Annotated in this window: 18 protein-coding genes; 8 read left to right on the top strand and 10 right to left on the bottom strand. The window is 63.8% G+C overall.

Features of this window, described 5'->3' with window-relative positions; all coding sequences use genetic code 11:
• Positions 1-18: 18 nt before the first annotated feature.
• Entirely contained in the window at positions 19-1,272 is a 1,254-nt protein-coding gene (gene ccrA, locus EHO51_RS15500) for a crotonyl-CoA carboxylase/reductase (RefSeq protein ID WP_018406624.1), read from the bottom strand.
• A 182-nt stretch (positions 1,273-1,454) separates the two neighbouring features.
• Between ccrA and EHO51_RS15495 the strand changes: the two genes are divergently transcribed.
• From EHO51_RS15495 to EHO51_RS15480, 4 genes are all read left to right on the top strand, one after another.
• Positions 1,455-2,033 (top strand): HPF/RaiA family ribosome-associated protein, encoded by a 579-nt coding sequence (locus EHO51_RS15495; protein WP_124739638.1) that lies wholly within the window; start codon positions 1,455-1,457, stop codon positions 2,031-2,033.
• A 70-nt stretch (positions 2,034-2,103) separates the two neighbouring features.
• Positions 2,104-2,319 carry a DUF2945 domain-containing protein gene (locus EHO51_RS15490; protein ID WP_124739637.1) on the top strand — a complete coding sequence of 72 codons (216 nt, stop codon included), beginning with the start codon at positions 2,104-2,106 and terminating at the stop codon, positions 2,317-2,319.
• Between the two features lie 160 nt (positions 2,320-2,479).
• Positions 2,480-4,453, top strand: a complete 1,974-nt coding sequence (locus EHO51_RS15485) for a protein meaA (RefSeq protein ID WP_124739636.1) — start codon at positions 2,480-2,482, stop codon at positions 4,451-4,453.
• Positions 4,454-4,456: 3 nt separating this feature from the next.
• Positions 4,457-4,825 (top strand): hypothetical protein, encoded by a 369-nt coding sequence (locus EHO51_RS15480; RefSeq protein WP_124739635.1) that lies wholly within the window; start codon positions 4,457-4,459, stop codon positions 4,823-4,825.
• A gap of 220 nt (positions 4,826-5,045) precedes the next feature.
• Here EHO51_RS15480 and EHO51_RS15475 read toward each other — a convergent pair whose 3' ends face one another.
• Positions 5,046-5,498 (bottom strand): hypothetical protein, encoded by a 453-nt coding sequence (locus tag EHO51_RS15475; protein ID WP_124739634.1) that lies wholly within the window; start codon positions 5,496-5,498, stop codon positions 5,046-5,048.
• 219 nt (positions 5,499-5,717) lie between these two features.
• On the opposite strand from EHO51_RS15475, the gene EHO51_RS15470 reads away from it, so the two are divergent.
• Both EHO51_RS15470 and EHO51_RS15465 read left to right on the top strand, forming a co-directional pair.
• On the top strand, positions 5,718-7,442 hold the full coding sequence (locus EHO51_RS15470) for an OFA family MFS transporter (RefSeq protein ID WP_124739633.1): 1,725 nt from the start codon (positions 5,718-5,720) through the stop codon (positions 7,440-7,442).
• Positions 7,443-7,721: 279 nt separating this feature from the next.
• Positions 7,722-8,594, top strand: coding sequence for an undecaprenyl-diphosphate phosphatase (locus tag EHO51_RS15465; protein ID WP_124739632.1), 873 nt, complete (start codon positions 7,722-7,724; stop codon positions 8,592-8,594).
• Between the two features lie 193 nt (positions 8,595-8,787).
• On the opposite strand, the gene EHO51_RS15460 is transcribed toward EHO51_RS15465, so the two are convergent.
• The 5 genes from EHO51_RS15460 to EHO51_RS15440 form a co-directional block, all read right to left on the bottom strand.
• Positions 8,788-9,960 (bottom strand): site-specific DNA-methyltransferase, encoded by a 1,173-nt coding sequence (locus EHO51_RS15460; protein WP_124739631.1) that lies wholly within the window; start codon positions 9,958-9,960, stop codon positions 8,788-8,790.
• A gap of 145 nt (positions 9,961-10,105) precedes the next feature.
• Entirely contained in the window at positions 10,106-10,717 is a 612-nt protein-coding gene (locus EHO51_RS15455) for a ribonuclease HII (RefSeq protein WP_164479408.1), read from the bottom strand.
• 188 nt (positions 10,718-10,905) lie between these two features.
• Positions 10,906-12,036 carry a PA0069 family radical SAM protein gene (locus EHO51_RS15450; protein ID WP_124739630.1) on the bottom strand — a complete coding sequence of 377 codons (1,131 nt, stop codon included), beginning with the start codon at positions 12,034-12,036 and terminating at the stop codon, positions 10,906-10,908.
• Positions 12,037-12,203: 167 nt separating this feature from the next.
• Complete coding sequence (locus EHO51_RS15445) at positions 12,204-13,637, bottom strand: homospermidine synthase (RefSeq protein WP_124739629.1); 1,434 nt, start codon at positions 13,635-13,637, stop codon at positions 12,204-12,206.
• Positions 13,638-14,033: 396 nt separating this feature from the next.
• Positions 14,034-17,492 (bottom strand): acyl-[ACP]--phospholipid O-acyltransferase, encoded by a 3,459-nt coding sequence (locus tag EHO51_RS15440; RefSeq protein WP_124739628.1) that lies wholly within the window; start codon positions 17,490-17,492, stop codon positions 14,034-14,036.
• A 224-nt stretch (positions 17,493-17,716) separates the two neighbouring features.
• Between EHO51_RS15440 and EHO51_RS15435 the strand changes: the two genes are divergently transcribed.
• Together EHO51_RS15435 and EHO51_RS15430 are read left to right on the top strand one after the other, a co-directional pair.
• On the top strand, positions 17,717-18,343 hold the full coding sequence (locus EHO51_RS15435) for a TetR/AcrR family transcriptional regulator (RefSeq protein ID WP_245434623.1): 627 nt from the start codon (positions 17,717-17,719) through the stop codon (positions 18,341-18,343).
• A gap of 25 nt (positions 18,344-18,368) precedes the next feature.
• Entirely contained in the window at positions 18,369-19,109 is a 741-nt protein-coding gene (locus EHO51_RS15430) for a sulfite exporter TauE/SafE family protein (RefSeq protein WP_124739626.1), read from the top strand.
• Positions 19,110-19,128: 19 nt separating this feature from the next.
• Here EHO51_RS15430 and EHO51_RS15425 read toward each other — a convergent pair whose 3' ends face one another.
• The 3 genes from EHO51_RS15425 to EHO51_RS15415 are packed head-to-tail and all read right to left on the bottom strand — an operon-like array spanning position 19,129 to position 20,641.
• Complete coding sequence (locus EHO51_RS15425; RefSeq protein ID WP_124739625.1) at positions 19,129-19,725, bottom strand: DsbE family thiol:disulfide interchange protein; 597 nt, start codon at positions 19,723-19,725, stop codon at positions 19,129-19,131.
• Entirely contained in the window at positions 19,722-19,880 is a 159-nt protein-coding gene (ccmD, locus tag EHO51_RS15420) for a heme exporter protein CcmD (RefSeq protein ID WP_029649106.1), read from the bottom strand. Before ccmD ends, EHO51_RS15425 begins: the two co-directional genes overlap by 4 nt.
• Entirely contained in the window at positions 19,877-20,641 is a 765-nt protein-coding gene (locus EHO51_RS15415; protein ID WP_124739624.1) for a heme ABC transporter permease, read from the bottom strand. Before EHO51_RS15415 ends, ccmD begins: the two co-directional genes overlap by 4 nt.
• Positions 20,642-20,655 lie beyond the last annotated feature (14 nt).

The raw sequence follows: 20,655 nt of genomic DNA, 5'->3' as shown, positions 1-20,655 counted from the left end.
ATCGACCGCCGCAGCGCTCTACTTCTGCTTATAGGCGTCCGTCACATCCTCGACCGTGCGCAAGCCGGGCTTTGGCGACATCACGAGCACCGCCATATTGCCGGGCGCATGTTCGTTCTTCCACATCTTGGTGTGGGCGAGGGGAATCTTCTCCCATGAAAAGACTTCCGACATGCAGGGGTCGACGCGCCGGTCCAGGACGAAGCGATTGGCGGCCGACGCCTGCTTCAGATGCGCGAAATGCGAACCCTGGATGCGCTTCTGACGCATCCACACATAGCGCGCGTCGAAAGTCAGGTTGAAGCCGGTGGTGCCGGCGCAGAAAACCACCATGCCGCCCCGCTTCACCACGAGGCAGGAGACCGGGAAGGTCTGTTCGCCCGGATGTTCGAAGACGATGTCGACGTCCTTCTTGCCGGTGATGTCCCAGATCGCCTTGCCGAAGGCGCGGGCGTTCTTGGTCCATTCATTGAACTCGGGCGTGTTGACCTTCGGCAACTGGCCCCAGCATTTGAAGTCCTTGCGGTTGATGACGCCCTTGGCGCCGAGCGAGAGCACGTAGTCGCGCTTGCTCTCGTCCGAGATGACGCCGATGGCGTTGGCGCCCGAGGCGGCGCAGAGCTGCACGGCGAACACGCCGAGGCCGCCGGAGGCGCCCCACACCAGCACATTGTCGCCGGGCTTCAATTGATGCGGCGCATGGCCAAAGAGCATGCGATAGGCGGTCGCGAGCGTCAGCGTGTAACAGGCCGCCTCCTCCCAGGTGAGGTGCTTGGGGCGCTCCATGAGCTGGCGGTCCTGGACGCGGCAGAACTGGGCGAAGGAGCCGTCCGGCGTCTCATAGCCCCAGATGCGCTGCGAGGGCGAGAACATCGGATCGCCGCCGTTGCACTCCTCGTCGTCCCCATCATCCTGGTTGCAATGGATGATGACCTCGTCGCCGACCTTCCAGCGCTTCACCTTGGAGCCCACCGCCCAGACGATGCCCGAGGCGTCGGAGCCGGCGACATGATAGGGATTCTTGTGAACGTCGAGCGTCGAAACCGGCTCGCCCAGCGACGCCCAGACGCCGTTGTAATTGACGCCGGCCGCCATCACGAGCACCAGCACGTCGTGACTATCGAGCTCCCAGGTCGGCAAGACCTCGAGCTGCATGGCGGTTTCCGGCGGCCCATGCCGCTCCTTGCGGATCGCCCAGGCGTACATGTTCTTGGGAACATGCCCGAGCGGCGGAATCTCGCCCATCTCATAGAGGTCTTTCTTCTCGCTCAAGGTTTCGTTCCCTCCGACTTTGAATCTTGCGCCGATAAAGTTCCGGCGGAGCTTATAATAGGGCGACGACGCGCTTCATAGCGCGAAATTCCTATGGATCGGCAAGTGTTTCTCTATGGCTGCAGGAAGCCTTTCGGCGCTCGCGCATTATTTATCTGCGCTTGGAGGCAGAAAGAGACCCGATGGAAACCGCGCCCGAGATCGATTTCATCGACATGGAGCCGCGCCCCGAGTTGGGCGCCAAGATCGTCGCCAAGCTGGCGCAGCTGGAGAAGGTTTATGGGCGCATGACCGCCTGCCGCGTCGTCGCCAAGGGGCCGAGCGGCCATCATCGGACGGGCGGCCAACACCATTTCACGATCTACATCGCACTCCCGGATGGTCGGGAAGTGTCGGTGGAGCGCACGCCCGACGCCGACGAGCGCTTCATGGACGCCGAGTTCGCCCTCAACGACGCCTTCAGGCGGGCGCGGCGGCAGTTGCGCGATCAGTCGCGCCAGATACGCGGCAAGGTCAAGCATCACGAGACGGTGCCGACGGCCGTGGTGAAAAGCGTCTTTCGCGCCGACGGCTTCGGCTTCCTCGAAAGCGAGGATGGACGCGAGATTTATTTTCACCGCAACAGCGTGGCCGAACCCGGCTTTGACGCGCTCAAAATCGGCGAGCGGGTGGAGTTTCTGGAAGGTCAAGGCCGTGAGGGTCCGCAGGCCAGGCGCGTGCAGTCGCTGAACGAAATCGCGCCGCGCCTGACATCGCAATAGGCGTGGCCCTTATAGGACCTGGAACTCAGGAAGGCCGGGAAAGCGGGTTTCTCTGGCCGGAGGCAACGCCATGCCGCGTAGGTTCAAGCCCGGCGACCCTGTCAGCTGGAAGACATCCCAGGGAGTGACGACCGGCAAGGTCGTCAAGAAGGTCACGGCGCGGGCGCGCGTGAAAGGCCATGTCGCCGAGGCGAGCCCGGACGATCCACAATATCTGGTCGAAAGCGGCAAGACGGGCGCCCGCGCGATCCACAAGCCGAAGGCGCTGAAGAAAGATGAGCGCTGACTCGACGCGTGCGTCGACCTACTCAAGCCGCCATATCACTCAATGGCTAAGTAAAATATCGGGCGGGCGGCCGCTGGATTTCGGAGGGCTTACCGCCAATTGCGCCCGTCTTCCTCCGGCGCTGGCCGCATGCTAAGCGCAACGGCGGAGGAGAGGCTATATGAACGACATGTCCGCCCCGCGCCGCGACAAGCCCTGGATGTTTCGCACTTACGCCGGCCATTCGACGGCCAGCGAGTCCAATAAGCTCTATCGCTCCAATCTCGCCAAAGGGCAGACCGGTCTCTCTATCGCCTTCGATCTGCCGACGCAGACGGGCTACGACTGCGACCACATTCTCTCGCGCGGCGAGGTCGGCAAGGTCGGCGTGCCGGTCTCGCATCTTGGCGACATGCGCGCGCTCTTCGACGGCATTCCGATCGCCGAGATGAATACGTCGATGACCATCAACGCCACCGCCGTGTGGCTGATGGCGCTCTACATCGCCGCCGCCGAGGAACAGGGCGCGCCGCGCGTAAAACTGCAGGGCACGACGCAAAACGACATCATCAAGGAATATCTGTCGCGCGGCTCCTATGTGTTTCCGCCGACGCAGTCGCTGCGCCTCACGCAGGACCTCATTCTCTTCACCACGAAGGAATGCCCCAAGTTCAATCCGATGAACGTCTGCTCCTACCATCTGCAGGAAGCGGGCGCGACGCCGTCGCAGGAGCTCGCCTACGCGCTCGCGACCGCTGTCGCCATTCTCGACGGCGTGAAAGCCGCGGGAATGCCTGGGGAGGACTTCGCTCAGGTCGTCGGCCGCATCTCCTTCTTCGTCAACGCCGGCATGCGCTTCGTAACCGAACTGTGCAAAATGCGGGCGTTCGCGGAGCTTTGGGAAGAGATCACGCGCGAGCGCTACGGCGTGAAGGACGAGAAGCTCCGCCGCTTCCGCTATGGCGTGCAGGTCAATTCGCTCGGCCTGACCGAGCAGCAGCCGGAAAACAACGTCTATCGCATCCTGATCGAGATGCTGGCCGTCGTTCTCTCCAAGAACGCCCGCGCCCGCGCCGTGCAGCTGCCGGCCTGGAACGAAGCGCTCGGCCTGCCCCGCCCCTTCGATCAGCAATGGTCGCTGCGCATGCAGCAGATCATGGCCTATGAGACGGATCTGCTCGAATATGGCGACATATTCGACGGCAATCCCGAGATCGCCCGTAAGGTTGCTGAACTGAAGGCCGAGGCGAAAGCCGAACTCAAGAAAATCGAAGAACTCGGCGGCGCGGCCGCGGCGGTCGAGATCGGCTATATGAAGGGCAAGCTCGTCGAAGCTAACACCGCGCGTCTTGAGTCGATCGAAGCCGGCGAGCAGATCGTCGTCGGCGTCAATAAATTCATCGGCGGCGAACCGTCGCCGCTCGCCTCGGGCGACGACCAGATCATGGTCGTTCCGGAACATGTCGAATCCGAACAGATTTCGCGGCTGAAGGCCTGGCGCGAAGCCCGCGACCAGAAGGCCGCCCAAGCCGCGATCGAAGAGTTGGCGCGCGCCGCCAAGGAAGGCCGCAACATGGTCGAGCCTTCCATCGCCGCGGCGAAGGCGGGCGTCACCACCGGCGAATGGGGCAATGTTTTGCGCGGCGTGTTTGGGGAATACCGCGCCCCGACCGGCGTCTCTTCGACGGCCCGTCAGGTCGGCGGCGCGCTCGACGCGGTGCGCGGCGAAGTCGAACGCGTCTCGCAAAAGCTCGGCAAGCGGGCGAAATTCCTGGTCGGCAAGCCGGGCCTCGATGGCCATTCCAACGGCGCCGAGCAGATCGCCGTGCGCGCGCGCGACGCCGGCTTCGACGTCATCTATGCCGGCATCCGCTCGACGCCGGCTGAACTTGTCGAGGCGGCGAAGAAGGAAGGCGCGCATTGCATCGGCCTCTCCATTCTCTCCGGCTCGCATGTGACGCTCGCCCATGAGGTGATCAAGCTGATGAAGCAGGAAGGCGTCGACGCGCCGCTGGTCGTCGGCGGCATCATTCCCCCGGCCGATGAGAAGCTCTTGCGCGAAGCGGGCGTGGCGGCGGTCTATACGCCGAAGAACTACGACCTCAACGCCATCATGACCGACCTCGCCCACATCATCGAGAAGGCGGCCGTTTAGAAGGTGCTGATCTACAAATTTCCCCTCACGGTCGTTTTAGTTGCGTTGTTCGTTTCGCCGTTCGCGCATGCGCAATATCTTGCGCCCACGCCGGAGGCTTCGATGAATGCTGACCTCGGCGCAATGCGTGGATTTTACAATTGGCTGGCGCTGGAGCTGCGGCGACGCCTGCCACAGTCTCAATCCCCGGGGGAAGCGCGTGTTGGCGTAGCGTTCAAGATCGCGCCAAGCGGGCGTATGAGGATAGTTCGAATTACGGGCGGTACGGAGGTCCACGCTGAAATTCTACGCCGTCTGTTCGCGAGCATTCGTCCACCGCGTCCCCCGAATGGTCGGGAACTGTATCTGGCGCAGGATTTCTACTTTCACTGATCGGTCGTGGCGATTTAGCACCAGCAGTGGAATTGTGCCGGGCGCTTAAGAATGCACCGAAACAGGCGTCCTCAAATGGAGCAGGAGTGTTGCGTCGAAAATTATTGAATTAGCTGGTTGTCATAGAACCGATGCCCTGTCTCGATGTACGAGCGAAATATTATGACAAAGGGTTTTGGTTTAGCCGCGATTGACCCTCCTTCCGCGAAGACTCGCCGGCTCACTTCTTAAAAATTGACTTCGCGCACTCCGAAGCGCCGGTTTTCACCTTCTCCAAGAAAAGCGACGGCGAGTCCCCCTTCAAGATATTGATCGCATCAGAAGGTTCTATGTTGTCGGCTGCATAGTTCAACGCGCATTCGCAATACATGCGAATCGTTTCTGCCGAAACGCCGGCCTTTTTCAGGGCTTCTTCATTGCCCTCAAGCTGTTTGCTCGCTGCGGGGACGCAAGTCTTCATACCGCCGCTTATAAGACTAGCTCTGTCGCTGCCTGAAACCCCACGCACTTTGACGACCTCAGCCGCATCACTTGAGATATCGGCGAGACGGGAGGCGCCGCCGCTCTTCCCAAAGACCAAGATCGCTCCAGCAGCGGCCGCCATTGCGCTACTCATCGCCGGCGCGGCAAATCCCAAAGCGGCGCCCACGATAAGAAGCAATCTAATTTTCATAGTATCTCTCCCCAGCTCAGCGCGATGCTATTGTCATCTGTGGAAGGATTATTCAATTGGCGTGCTGAACATTATTGGACAGCAGGGTGAGCGCGATGCCGCCCACGGGAGTCGCGCGACAGGTCGAAGACATTGCGGCATAGGCCGTGAGAATCCGCGCTTGTGCCGCGCGCCGCGCATGCGCAATAACCGACCTACAAAAACCAGCCCGGAAGTTTAATGTCTGCCGACGCCATCGCCCGAACCGATTTTTTCAGCCGGGAGCGAACTGTCGCCGCGCCGACATTCAATCGCTGGCTCGTGCCGCCGGCGGCGCTCGCCATTCATCTGTGCATCGGCATGGCCTATGGCTTTTCGGTCTTCTGGCTGCCGCTGTCGCGGATCATTGGCGGCGCGCAGCCGAAGGAATGCGCAGAAACGCTCGGTCTTTTCGCGACGCTTATCGCCACCGATTGCGACTGGAAGATCAGCTGGCTCGGGTGGACGTTCACGCTGTTCTTCGTGTTTCTGGGCTCCTCGGCGGCGGTCTTCGGCCATTGGCTGGAGTCGGCCGGACCTCGCAAGGCCGGACTCGCGGCAGCCTGCTGCTGGTGCGGAGGCCTGCTGATCTCGGCGCTCGGGGTCTATCTCCATCAGATCTGGATGCTGTGGATCGGCTCCGGCGTGATCGGCGGCATTGGTCTCGGGCTTGGATACATCTCGCCCGTCTCGACGCTCATCAAATGGTTTCCCGACCGGCGCGGCCTGGCCACCGGTCTCGCGATCATGGGGTTTGGCGGCGGCGCGATGATCGGCGCGCCGCTCGCCGACCGGCTGATGGGCTTCTATGCGACGCCGGCTTCGCCGGGCGTCTGGCAGACCTTCGTCACGCTCGCGGCGATTTATTTCGCCTTCATGGTCGCCGGCGCGCTCAGCTATCGGGTGCCGCCCGAAGGTTGGGCGCCGGAAGGATTCACGCCGCCCACGGCGGCCAAGAACGCCATGGTGACGCACCGTCATGTGCATCTCGACGTCGCATGGAAGACGCCGCAATTCTGGCTGCTCTGGGCCGTGCTCTGTCTCAACGTCTCCGCCGGCATCGGCGTTCTGGGCATGGCCTCGCCAATGCTGCAGGAAGTCTTCGGCGGCAGACTGATCGGCCTGGACATCGGTTTTGACCTGCTCGCCCCCGATCAGAAAAAGCAGATCGCGGCGATCGCGGCAGGCTTCACCGGCCTCTTGAGCCTGTGCAACATCGGCGGGCGCATCGGCTGGGCCTCGGCCTCCGATAAGTTTGGCCGCAAGCTCACTTACGCGATTTTTTTTGTCGTCGGCATCGCGCTGTATTCGGCCGAACCCTTCGCGGCGAAGGGCGGCATGGTGGGCGTCTTCGTCCTGCTCTTTGCGGTCATCATCACCATGTATGGCGGCGGCTTTTCGACGATCCCCGCTTATCTCGCCGACATTTTCGGCACGCATCATGTCGGCGCCATCCACGGCCGGCTTCTGACCGCCTGGTCGACGGCGGGCGTGCTCGGACCCGTGCTTGTCAATTACATTCGCGAATATCAGCTGAGCGTCGGCGCGCCGCGCGAGGCCGCCTATAATCAGACGATGTATGTGCTCGCAGGCCTGCTGCTCTGCGGTCTCGTCTGCAATCTGCTCGTGCGGCCCTGCGCCGAGAAATATTACATGAGCGACGAAGAGGTCGCGGCGCAAAAGCACGTCACGGTCGCTGAAGTCCTCAAGGAAGAGGACGAGACCCACGCCGATTTCGAGGATTTCGTCGAAGAAGGGTTGGACCCCGTCCCGACGACTGACGCCATTCCGCCTGGCGCCAGGCGCGCGCCACCCGGCTCAAAGGGCGGATCGCTGCTGCTGGTCTTCGCCTGGGCCGCCGTTGGCGTCCCCCTCGCCTGGGGCGTCTGGTCGACGCTCCTCAAGACCGCCGCGCTGTTTCACTGATCTTGTGTAGGTGCGTGAAATGCCTCCCCCTTGCGGGGAGGTCGGCGGGCGCAGCCCGCCGGGTGGGCGCTTGGCGTCCCAGATCGAGTGGATGTGACCCCACCCGCCCCCGCTTCGCGGGGCCACCCTCCCCGTAAAGGGGAGGGACGCGCAAACGCACAGGCGTCGCGCGATTGCCTGCGCCTCGCCTTGATCGGGGCCGGCTTGTTTGCCAGAAGTCGGAGTCGCTTGACGCCTTCGTGATTCGTCGCGGGGCCGACAAACGAGACGAGGGCCTCTATGGCGACCGCTTGCACGAATGGGCTCGACACCGGTTTTGTCGATCTCGGCTATTGGAAAGTCGCCGTTCTTGGCGTGGTGCAGGGCATCACCGAGCTTCTGCCGATCTCCTCCACCGCGCATATGCGCATCGTGCCGGCGCTGCTCGGCTGGAAGGACCCCGGCTCCGCCTTCTCCGCGGCGATGCAGCTCGCGGCGCTCGCCGCCGTCGTCAGCTATTTCTGGAGCGACATTCGCGCGCTTGCCGAGGGATCCGTGCGGGCGCTGGTGCGGCGCGACTTCAACGACTGGACCTTTCGTTTCGTGGTCTGGATCGCGCTCGCGACCGTCCCGATCGGCATCGCCGGCCTCGCGCTGTCGCATACGCTCAACACCTGCGGCTCGCCGCTACGCACGCTGCCGGTGATCGGGATTTCCTGCATCGTCATGGCGGCGCTGCTCGCCATCGCCGAACTCTATTGCAATCACAAGCGCACGCTCGAACATGTCAGCCTGAAGGACGCGATGATCGTCGGCTTCGCGCAGGTCGGCGCGCTCATTCCGGGCGTCTCGCGCTCGGGCTCGACTCTGACGGCGGCGCTGTTTCTCGATTTGAAGCGGGAGGAAGCGGCGCGCTTTTCCTTCCTGCTTGGCCTGCCGGCGATCGCCCTCGCGGGACTGAAGGAGCTGTGGGAGCTGCATAAGGCGCAGCTCGATTTCCACGGCTGGGCGGTGCTGACGCTCGGGCTTTTCGTCGCGTCGATCTCCGCCTTTGTCGCGATCTGGGGCTTGTTGCGAATTCTCGAGCGCTTCTCCGCCTGGCCCTTCGTCTTCTACCGCGCCTTCATCGGAATCGTGCTGCTCGTCGGCTTCTACGCAGGCTTTTTGGTCTGATACGAATTCCGTCGACCCCTGCGCTGGGTGTCATTCCCGACAGGCCGAAGGCCTGATCGGGAATCCAGAGCCGATACAAGAATGCTGGTCTGCTCTGGATTCCCGATCGCGCTTCGCGCGTCGGGAATGACGTGAGAAGGTTCAGACCGAAATAGTTTGAGGCGCTCTACCCTTCCTCATGGAAGAGAGCAGGTCACTCGGCCGCCACTTTGAGACGTTCGCGAGCCTCGGCGCGAAGATCGTCGATCGGCGCGAGCGCGCCCTTTTCTTCATAGTGCCAGAAGGTCCAGCCGTTGCAGGCCGGCAGGCCTTGCGCCAGCGCCCCGGTCTTGTGGATCGAGCCGACGAAGCCGGAGAGCGACAGCGCGCCGTCGGCGCGCACCACCGCGCGATGGCGACGCTTCGCGTCAACGAGCGTCGCGCCCGGCGCGATGAGTCCTGCTTCAACGAGGCTGGCAAACGCGATACGCGGCTCCGTGCGCTTCGACGGGGCCGTCGCGAGCGTTTCATGCGGCAAGGGTTCGATCGCCGCGATCCGCGCCCGCGCCGCGGCGCGATAGTCGCCGTCGCGCTCGATGCCGAGCCAGTCGCGCCCGAGGCGCTTGGCGACAGCGCCGGTCGTTCCCGTGCCAAAGAAGGGATCAAGCACCAGATCGCCTGGCTTCGAAGCCGCGAGAATAACGCGCGCGAGCAGCGCTTCCGGCTTTTGCGTCGGATGGGTCTTGCGGCCCGCGTCATCCTTGAGGCGCTCGGTCCCGCCGCAGATCGGCAGCAGCCAGTCGGACCGCATCTGGCAATCTTCGTTCGCCGCCTTCAGCGCTTCGTAATTGAAGGTGTAGTTCTTGGCGCTTTGGTCGCGCGCCGCCCAGATCATCGTCTCATGGGCGTTGGTGAAGCGCCGGCCGCGAAAGTTCGGCATCGGATTATTTTTGCGCCAGACGATGTCGTTCAGGATCCAGAACCCGAGATCCTGCATGATCGCGCCGACGCGAAAAATATTGTGGTAGGAGCCGATCACGAAAATCGTCGCAGAGGGCTTCATCACCCGGCGCGCCTGCGCGAGCCAGTCGCGCGTAAAGGCGTCATAGGCGGCGAAATTTGCGAATTTGTCCCAGTCGTTATCGACCGCATCGACCAGACTTTGATCCGGGCGATGCAACCGATTGGCGAGCTGGAGATTATAGGGCGGATCGGCGAAGACGAGGTCGACGCTCTCCTGCGCCAGTCGCTCCATTGACGCGACGCAGTCGCCGCACAGGATTTCGTTGCGCGCCGTCGCGCGGAGCGGCCCTTCATTTGTGCGCCCGATACGCGTGACCTGATTTCGGGCTTTGAGGCGAGCCGCCCCGACGCGCGCGCTACGCATGAACTGAACACCATCAACGCAACCAACATGCGAGATAGTGAAGGAGGGAGGTAAAGGGGGCGTTTAGATTGGCAAAATGCAGACGTCTCTTTTTCGAACGGAAGTCTTAAAGAAGTAAAAAGGTTAGCGAATAGTTGACGAGGCCTCACGCCTCGCGGACGGGCGCGAAGCTGACGCGGTGCGCCGGGCTCGCGCCGTGCAGCGCCAGCGCATCGAGGTGACGCTGCACGGCGTAGCCGACATTGGTCTCAAAACCATAGTGCGGATAGTGGACGGCGAGGCGGCGCATCATGGCGTCGCGCGCGACCTTGGCGACGATCGAGGCGGCGGCGATGCTGAGCGCCGTCGCGTCGCCCTTGATGATCAGCTGGCAGGGGCAGTTGACCGGCGGCCGGTCGTTGCCGTCGATGAGAAGATAGGCCGGCGTATGAGAAAGGCCGGCGACGGCCCGCGCCATCGCCGCGAGCGTCGCCTGGCGGATATTGATGCGGTCGATCTCGGCGGGGGCGACGAAGGCGACGCTCACCGCGAGCGCGCTCGCCATGATGCGCTCAAACGCTTCTTCGCGCTGCGCCTGGTTCAGCGCCTTCGAATCATCGAGGCCCCGCGGCCGTCGTTCGGGATCGAGAATCACCGCCGCCGCCGCCACCGGACCCGCGAGCGGCCCCCGTCCGACCTCGTCGACGCCGGCGATCGGCCAGACGCCTTTCCGGCGCAGCTGGGCTTCCAGTCGAAAATGGGGCCCCTTGGCCGTCACCAACGCTCCCCCCGGGGCGAATCGCTAGGGTTCTGCGCGACAGTGGCGTCAGTGCAGGACCGCGCAGCGAATAAAGCGCGGAGGGCGGGCGGCTGGCAACCGGAAAGACGGCGTTTGCGGCGGCGTCCAAAGAATTCTCGGCCCGCGCGAGCGCGATAAGCTCGCCGGAGACCAGCCTAAGAGTGGGCTCAGAAGAGGTTGAGCTGCTGCGGCGCGCGTCGGGGCGGCTCGAACAGATCCGTTCGCATTCTTGTTTTCTGCGCAAAACCGAGCCGGGCGGCCGCGAGCTCAAAACGCCGGCCGATCATCCAGGCGTAGGGCCCCTCGCCTTTCATGCGGGTCCCGAAGGACGGATCGTAAAGCTTGCCGTCTCGCGTCGAGCGCACGAGCGCGAGGGCTCGGCGGGCCCTTTCAGGAAAATGCGTCGCCAGCCATTCGGTGAAGAGATCGCGCAATTCGAGCGGCAGGCGCAGCATCACATAGCCAGCCTCGCGAGCGCCGGCGGCGTGCGCCCGCGCCAAGATCCGCTCGATTTCGTCGTCATTGATGGCGGGAATGATCGGCGCCGTCATCACCGCCGTCGGCACGCCGGCGGCGCTGAGCTTCTCCAGCGCATCAAGCCGCAACTCGGGCGTCGCGGCGCGCGGCTCCATCAGCCGCGCCAACTTGCGGTCGAGCGTCGTCACCGAGATCGCGACCTTCGCGAGGCCCTTCGCCGCCATTGGCGCGAGCAGATCGAGGTCGCGCAGGACGAGCGCGGACTTCGTCACGATGCCGACCGGATGATTGGCGCGCGCCAGCACTTCGAGGATCGAACGCATGATTCGATGGCTCTTCTCGGCGGGCTGATAGGGATCGGTGTTGGTGCCGATGGCGATCGTCTTGGGGACGTAGCGCGGCGCCGATAATTCGCGTTCGAGAAGCTGCGCCGCGCCTTCCTTGACGAAGATCTCGGTCTCGAAGTCGAGGCCCGGCGAAAAGCCCATATAGGCGTGCGTCGGCCGCGCGAAGCAATAGACGCAGCCATGCTCGCAGCCGCGATAGGGATTGATTGAGCGATCGAAGGAAATATCCGGCGAATCATTCCTGGTGATGATCGTGCGCGGCTTCTCGACGTGGAAATTGGTCTTGAGCGCCGGCAAGCTCTCCAGCGATCCCCAGCCGTCGTCGGCCTCCTCGCGGGTCTCCTTTTCGAACCGGCCGCTGCGCTTCGACAAGGCGCCGCGTCCGCGCCGGCGATCGGCGTCGATGAGGGCCGCAGCGTCGATCGGCTGCGGCGCTCCTTTGATTTCTACCGATGCCTGAGCCGCACGCCCCATGTCCGCAACCTCTGCCCAGCGTCGCGCTGAGCATCGCTTGGGCGATTGCTCAGAACTGACGCTAGCCAGAACATATAGAGAACATTAAAGTGAGGCAAGCGGCTATCTGAACGAAAAAGCGCGCCGAGGGGCCCCGCGCGTGTTGAGGCCGACTCTGATGCGCGCCCTCACCGCACCAGAATGTTTTTGAACTGCCACGGATCGCTTTCGTCGATATCTTCCGGGAACAGCCCGGGACGCCCCTCGAGCGGCGTCCAATCCGTGTAATAGCCCTTCACCGGGCCGAGATACGGCAGCTGCACGTCGAGGCAGCGCTTGTAGTCGACCTCGTCGGCTTCGACGATTCCCGCCTGCGGGTTCTCCAGCGCCCAGACCATGCCGGCGAGCGCCGCCGAACTCACCTGCAGTCCGGTGGCGTTCTGATAGGGCGCGAGATCGCGCGTCTCCTCGATCGAGAGCTGCGACCCGTACCAATAGGCGTTCTTGGCGTGGCCATAGAGCAGCACGCCGAGCTCGTCGATTCCGTCGACGATTTCATGCTCGTCGAGAATCTTCCAGCTCTCCTGCATCTTGCCGGCGGCGCCGAACATCTCGTGCAGGGAAAGCACGGCGTCGTCGGCGGGATGATAGGCGTAGTGACAGGTCGGACGATAGATCGCCTGACCCTTATCGTCGCGCAGGGTGAGATAGTCCGCGATCGAGATCGACTCATTGTGAGTGACGAGGAAGCCATATTGCGGCCCCGGCGTCGGGCACCATGAGCGCACGCGCGTATTGGCGCCGGGCGAGAGCAGATAGATCGCCGCGCCGCAGCCGGAGGGATGCGTGCGGCCGATGTCGGGCAAAGATTTTTCATGCGTGCCCCAGCCGAGTTCGGCGGGCTGCAAGCCCTCGGAGACGAAGCCTTCGACCGACCAGGTGTTGACGAAAACATTGCGCGGCTTCGGATCGCGCGCGCGCTGCGTGTCGCGTTCGGCGATGTGAACGCCCTTGACCCCGAGCTTTTGGGCGAGCGCGCCCCATTCGGCGCGCGTCGCCGGCTCCTTGTCGAAAGCGCCCGTGTCGCGCGCGATATCGACGAGCGCCTGCTTGACGAACCAGGACACCATGCCGGGATTGGCGCCGACGCAGGAAACCGCCGTCGATCCGCCGGGATTTTTGCGGCGCTCGTCGAGCACCGTCTCGCGCAGGGCATAATTGGTGCGCGCTTCATTGGACATGGTCTTGTCGAAATAGAAGCCCGGCCATGGCTCCACCACCGTGTCGACGCATAGCGCGTTCAATTCGCGCGCGAGCTTGATGATCGCGAGCGAGGAAACGTCGACTGAGAGATTGACGATAAAGCCCTGGCCTTCGCCCTTCGTCAGCAGCGGGGTCAAGACCTCGCGGTAGTTCTCCGGCGTCAGCTTGGTTTTGAGAAAAGCGATGCCGCGCTCGTCGAGCAAACGGCGATGCGTATCGACCGGGTCGATGACGGTGAAGCGCGATTTGTCGAAATCGAAATGGCGCTCGATCAGCGGCAAAATGCCTCGGCCGATGGAGCCGAAGCCGATCAGCACGATCGGACCGGTGATTTTGCCGTAGTTTGGCCAAGTCGACATGAGGCGCAGCTCCCGAGAAAGATATTGCGCCGCGATAAAGCAAGCGTGGACGTATTAATCAAGAGCTTGAGAGATTGACGGCGGGCGCATGGCGTGGCGCCGCCCGCGCTTTTGCGGGGCTAACGCCAGCGCCCCTCGTCCTTCGAGACGGCCGCTAAGCGGCCTCCTCAGGATGAGGGGCCTTTGGTTTCGCAAAACTGACCTGTTTTAGAGGGTCCAAGCTTTTTAGAGCCCCTGCGGTCCTCATCCTGAGGAGCCGCCCGCAAGTCGGGTTTACCCGACTTGCGAATTTGAATGTCGATCTTCGGCAAGCCCGAGATCGAAGGCGGCATCTCGAAGGACGAGGGCCGCGACGCCAAAGGTTGGCGATGCAGCGCTCCCCCGCGCAACCCCGTTTCACGCGGGCGCAGCGGCGTTGCCGTCGATGCGCCCCTGCAGGCCGTTGGGTAGGCGCGGATTGGGCAGAATGTAGCGCCCGCGCTCGCGCACCATTTTGGTCACCGCCGCGAAATCGAGCTTGCCGGAGCCCAGAAGCGGCACCTGCTCCACAAGCATGATTTCCGCCGGAATCATCAGGTCGGAGGCGCCCTTCGATTTGGCGTAGGCCTGGAAATCGGCGCGCGTCGCGTCCTTCTGCTGCGTGATGAGAGTGATTCTCTCGCCCTTGCGCGGATCGATCTCGGTCGCCGCCGCCGACAGCGCGTTTGGCCAAAGTTCCGCCGCCAGCTGTTCGATCGCCGCGAGCGACACCATCTCGCCGCCGACCTTGGCGAAGCGCTTGGCGCGACCCTTGATCGTCACATAGCCCTGCGCGTCGATGGTGACGATATCGCCCGTATCATGCCAGCCGTTCTCCGTCGGCTGCACCACGCCCGGTTTGTCGATCTTGAGATAGCCCATCATCACATTGGGCCCCCGCACCAAGAGCCTCCCGCCGTCCTCCACACCCGGCACGGGTTCGAGCCGATGTTCGACGCCCGGCATCAGGCGTCCGACAGAGCCGAATCTGTTGAACATCGGCGTGTTGAGCGCGAGGACCGGCGACGCTTCCGTCACGCCATAGCCTTCAAGGATGCGGACGCCGAACTTCTCCATCCACAGATCGCGCGTCGATTGCTTCACCGGCTCGGCGCCGGCGACGACATAACGGATCGACCGGAAGTCATAAGCGTGGGCCGGGCGCGCGTAACCGGCGAGAAAAGTGTCCGTCCCGAAAAGAATCGTGGCGTTTGAGCCGTAAACGAGTTCCGGCACGATGCGATAGTGCAAGGGCGAGGGATAAAGATAGATCGGAACGCCGGAGATGAGCGGCAACGTGAAGCCGACCGTCAGACCGAAGGAATGGAACATCGGCAGCACGTTGAAGACCTTGTCGGTGCGTCCGAAGTCGATGCGCGCCGCCGCTTGGGCGGCATTGGCGAGCATGTTTCGATGCGACAACGCCACGCCCTTTGGCGCGCCCTCTGAACCCGAGGTGAAAAGTATCGCCGCCATCTCCTCGGCCTTGCGCGGGGCGACGGGTTTGCGGAGCCGCCTAAAGGCGTCGAGTCTGTCGGCGAAGGAGATGCGCGCCCGAATATCTTCGAGATAGACGAGCGCAACTTTCTCTTCGAGCGCCGCGACAAGCTTTTCGAGCTTGGCTTTCTCGATGAAGCCGCGCGACGTCAGAATCGTCCTCGCCTGCGCCGCCTCGCAGCCCGCCAGAATATTGGCGGCGCCGGCGGTGAAGTTGATCATCGCCGGCGTGCGGCCGGCCGAAATGACCGCGAGGAACGCTATTCCCGCGCCATTGGCGTTCGGCAGCATCAGACCGATCGCCTCGCCCGGCCTTCCAATGCGCGCAATCTTGCCGGCGAGCGCGCGCGTCCCGATCAGCAGCCTGCGATAGCTGAGCTTGCCGGCGATCGGGTCTTCGAGAGCGACGCGCGACAGCCCATGCGTGCGCGCGGCTTCAACGACGGCTTCAAAAAGCGTGCGATCGGCGTTGGTCGCGCGAAAGACGAGATCCGACATGATCTGATAGAGCGCCGCGCCGGCCGCCATCCGCCGCGCCTTGCCCTTCAGCGCGTCATCGACCGTCAGGCGGATCGGTTCGAGCACGGTGAGCGTGAATTTCGGAAACCAGCGCCGGCGCGCCTGTTCGCGCGTCAGCCGCGAGAACATCGTCGCCTCGGCGCCGTCGATGTGCACCGGGACGACCATCGCGCCGGATTTCTCCGCGATCAGCCCCGCGCCGTCATAGACTTTCATCAGACTGCCGGTGACCGTGAGACGGCCTTCCGGGAAGATGACGAGCGGGTTTCCGTCCTTGACCGCATTGATGAGCGCGCGCGCGCCAAGCGGATTGGCTGGATCGAGCGGGATCACGCGCATGAATTTCAAAAACGGCTTCGCCCACCATGTCTTCGAGATCGCGCGGTCAACGGCGAAGACCGGCTGCTTTGGCATGACGGCGAAAATCGCCGCGGCGTCGAGAAAACTCACATGGTTGAGCGCGACGATCGGATTGGGTCCCGCCTTCTCGAAATTCTCGAGTCCCTTAACCTCGAGACGGTAGAAGGCGCGAAAATAGATCGAGAGCAGATCCTGCAAAGGCGACGCGACGACCGCCTTGACGATCCAGATCGAAGCGACGAGCGCGACGACGGCCATGCCAATCAGGAGCGCCGCGAAAGAGACGCCCAGGCTCTGCAGACCCGCAACCCCCACGCCGCCGAGCGCCATGAAGGCGGCGTTCTGCACATTCACGGCGGCGATGGTGCGGGCGCGCTGCTGAGGCGCGCTCTGCGCCTGAATGGCGGCGAAGGACGGAACGATCATCAGTCCGCCGGCGAGCGCGAGCAGTGAAAGATCAATCGCGGCGCGCCAGGCGAGCGGTTGAGCGAAATAGGCTTGCGGCGACAGCGCCGTCGCTGCGGCGGGCGCATTCGAAAGCAGCAGCGCGAGGCCAAGGTCCGCGGACGCAAAAGCGACGAGCGCCGCGCCGACGGCGGAGGGCAGCAGCACGATCTTGCCCTTGAGCAGGAAGGCGGCGAGCCCCGATCCGATGGCGATGCCCACGGCGAACAGCGCCAGATGAATGCTGACGAGGATCTCCGCGCCATGCAGCGTCTGAGTGATAAGCGAGGGCGTGAGCGACATGGCGACGGAGCCGAACAGCCAGAAGAGGCTCGTCACCACGGCCAGCCGCCGCAGTTCTATTTGACCACGCAGATGCCGCAGCAATTTGAAGGTTGAGCGGAAGACATTGGCGTCGATCGTAAGATCGGGATCGGCGCGCCGCGTTGGGGGAATCAGCCACGCCGCGCCAAGAGCCAGCGCCGCGACGCCCATGACTCCCGCGGCGAGGATCACCCCGTCGCCGACATGCAACGCCATGCCGCCGGCGACCGTGCCGCTGAGAATTGCGAAAAAGGTCGCGCTCTCGACGAGGGCATTGCCCGCCGGAAGTTCCTCGCGCGTCAGATGGTCGGGCAAGATGCCGTATTTGACGGGACCGAACAGCGCGCCGGTGACGCCGAAGAGGATGAGCGCGCCAAAGAGCGTGGGGATATTGGCGAACAGAAAGCCGGTCGCGGACAATGCCGCCACGGCGATCTCCGCGACGCTAAGCCAGCGCACGACGCGCGCCTTGTCGTATTTGTCGGCGAATTCGCCGCCGATCGCCGACAGAAGAAAGAACGGCGCGATGAAGGCCGCGCCGGCGAGCGTCACAAGCGACGCGCCGCCTTCGGCCGCATGCGCCAGGATCAAGAGAACCAGGGCGTTCTTCAGGAAATTGTCGTTGAAGGCGGCGAAGAACTGACGCCAGAACAATGGCGCGAAACGCCGAGAAGCGAGAAGCGAATGCGTCATGTCGAAGCTTCCGGGAGGTGCGTCGTGACTTTCGCCGATCAGCCTTAAGGATCGGTCAAACCGGACGCGTTGCAATGGGCGTGGCGATCGGCGTTGCAATCGGGTTGCGAGGGGGTGAAGGTCAGCCTTTCGCCATGAACTATGTTCAATATGGAGACTGCAGCGCTTTCGCTCTGCCGTCAACAAGAAAATGAACGGTGTTCATGTCGAATTGGGAGACGCCCTTGAACGAGAAGAATGCCGACGCGGGAGCCGACCGCCGGACGCAATTGCGTGACCGGCTTATCGACATCGCGCAGGAAACGGTGGCGGCGCAGGGTCTCGCCGGACTGAAAGCGCGCGATCTCGCCGCCGCGGCCGGCTGCGCGCTCGGCGCGATCTATACCGCTTTTCATGACCTCGACGAGCTGATCCTGCGGGTCAACGCGCGCACGCTGGCGCGCCTGGAGCTCGCGCTCGACGCGGCCTTCGTTGACGCAGAGGCGGAGCAGGCGCTCGAAGCCATGGCGCGGGCCTATCTGAGCTTTGCGAGAAAAGAGGAGCCGAGCTGGCGCGCGCTGTTCGAGCACCGATTGCCCCCTGGCGCGCCCGTGCCGGCCTGGTATGCGGACGCGCGCAACCGGCTGTTCAGTCGGTTGGACGCGCCGCTTGCGCAACTGCTGCCAGGCAAGGACGCGACGGCGCGCGCCGCGCTCGCGCGCACGCTGTTTTCGGCCGTGCATGGAGTCATCGCGCTAGGGCTTGAGGAGAAGATCGCTGAGACCCCGCCAAAGTTGCTGGATGAGCAGCTCGGCGTGCTGATACGACTTCTCGCGGCGGGACTGATGATGGAGTCGGCCCGCTTGATTTGAGCCGCGCGAGCTGACATAGGCGCGCATGGCTTACATTCTGCTGTTTGCGGTAGCGACCTGGGCGGGCGCGCAGAATGCGCTCGCCGGCGGCGGCTCGTTCCTCACGCTTCCCGCCCTGATGTTCACGGGCATGGACGCGCTCGCCGCCAATATCACGTCATGCGCGGCGCTGTTTCCGGCGCAGGTCGCGACCGGCTGGACCGGCCGTAAGCTGGCGAGGGGCGCCAATGGGCTTTCGCTGCGCACGCTGTTCGTTATCAGCATCGTCGGCGGCGCCGTCGGCGCGGCGGTGTTGCTTGGCACGCCGCGCGGACTCTTCGCGCGTCTCGTGCCATGGCTCGTGCTCTTTGCGACGCTGGTCTTCGCCTGGGGCAGCTTCTTTCGCAAGCCCGTCGAAACGCATAGCCATCTCGGCCCGCCGCGCGCGGCCCTCGCGCAATTTCTAATTTCGGTTTACGGCGGCTATTTCGGCGGCGGCATCGGCTTCCTCATGGTCGCCGCTCTGACCATGGCCGGACAGGGCGTGCGCGTCGCCAGCGCGACGAAAAATGTTCTGGCCGGCGTCATGAACGCCTCCGCCGTCGCGATCTTCCTGTTCTCGCCGGATCTGCACTGGCCGCAGGCGCTGGTGACGAGCGTGGGCGCGACGATCGGCGGCGTCGCCGGCGCCCGCCTCATCCATCACATCGACGAAAAAATCCTGCGCACCTTCATCGTCGTGGTCGGCGCGGCGCTGACCGTCGGCCTCTTCCTCAGAGCGCCATAATCCCGGGCGCCCGACGCGTTCAGCGCGTCGTGGCCGCCCCGCCCGCCATCGCTTTTTCGATCTCGGGAATAAGCGTCGTCGCAATGGCGGAAGGCGTCAGCGGTCCGACGAACTTATAGGCGATCGTTCCGTCGCCCTTGATCACGAAGGTCTCCGGCACGCCGTACACGCCGAAGTCGATCGCCGTGCGGCCGGCAGGATCGACGCCGACGCGCGCGAAAGGATTGCCGCCCTCCTCAAGAAAACCTAAGGCCTTGGTCGTTTCATCCTTGTAGGAGAGCCCGTAAAGCTCGACGCCTTTGGCCCCGAGCGCTTCGTCGCCGGCGATCGCCATGAGCGCCGAGTGCTCCTGTCGGCAGGGTCCGCACCAACTCGCGAAGACATTGACGAGGCTCACGTGACCCTTGCTCAAATCTTCGGTCGAGAGACCGGGAACGCCGGCCAGTCCTTCAAGCGCCGGCAGATCGAAAGCCGGCGCGGGCTTGCCAATCAGCGCCGAGGGGATACGCGACGCGTCGCCGGAGAAGAGTCGCACCAGGAAGACGAGCGCCAGCAGCGCGAAAAGCGCCAGCGGCAGAAAGCGCAGCGCCGAGCGCGGCGCGACGGCGTCGCTCACGCGCCCTCTCCTTCATCGCGCGCGCCCGCCGCGCCAAAGCGCGCCAGCGCCGCGCGCAGGCGGCGATAATCCAGGACGATGCGCAAGGTCACGACGCCGAGCGTCGCGGCCGTCACGCCATAGGCGGCGGCGATATAGAACCCGTGGCCGCTCATTCCGCCGCCTCCATGCTTTCGTCTCCGGCGACTTCGCCGGCGCGGACGGCCTGCATCGACAGGCGCGCGAGGCGCCGGCGCAGGATTTCGTTGCGGATCGCCATGATATGCAGCGTCGAAAACAACAGCGTCGCGGCGAGCGCCATGACGATCAGCGGCCACAGCATCGATCCGGAGATCGCGGGTCCGTCAATGCGAAACACCGAGGCCGGCTGGTGCAACGTATTCCACCAGTCGACCGAATATTTGATGATCGGAATGTCGATGGCGCCGACGAGCGTCATGATCGCCGCGATGCGCGCGCCGCGCGGCGTATCGTCCATCGTCTGCCTGACGGCGATGAGGCCGAGATAGAGAAGAAAAAGAACCAGCATCGAGGTGAGGCGCGCGTCCCAGACCCAGAACGTCCCCCACATCGGCTTGCCCCAAAGCGAGCCCGTGACGAGGCAGATGAAGGTGAAAGCGGCGCCGAGGCTGGCGGCGGTTTTCTGCGCCGCGTCGGCGAGGGGATGACGCCACACCAGAACGCCGAGCGACGCCGAGGTCATCACGATATAGGCGAAGATGGCAAGCCAGGCGGACGGAACATGGATGTACATGATCCGAACGGTTTCGCCCTGCTGATAATCGGGCGGCGCCGTGAAGGCGCCGTAGAGCCCGATCGCGAGCAGCAGCGCCGTGGCGCTTGAGAGCCACGGCAACGCGCGTTCTGCGAAACGCAGAAAGCGCGTTGGATTAGCGTAAGTGGACAGAAAGCTCATCGACCGCCGGAAAC

The organism is Methylocystis rosea (assembly GCF_003855495.1).
GTDB lineage: Bacteria > Pseudomonadota > Alphaproteobacteria > Rhizobiales > Beijerinckiaceae > Methylocystis > Methylocystis rosea_A.
Note: the sequence above shows the minus strand (reverse complement) of the source record. Positions and strands in the feature narration are given on the sequence as shown.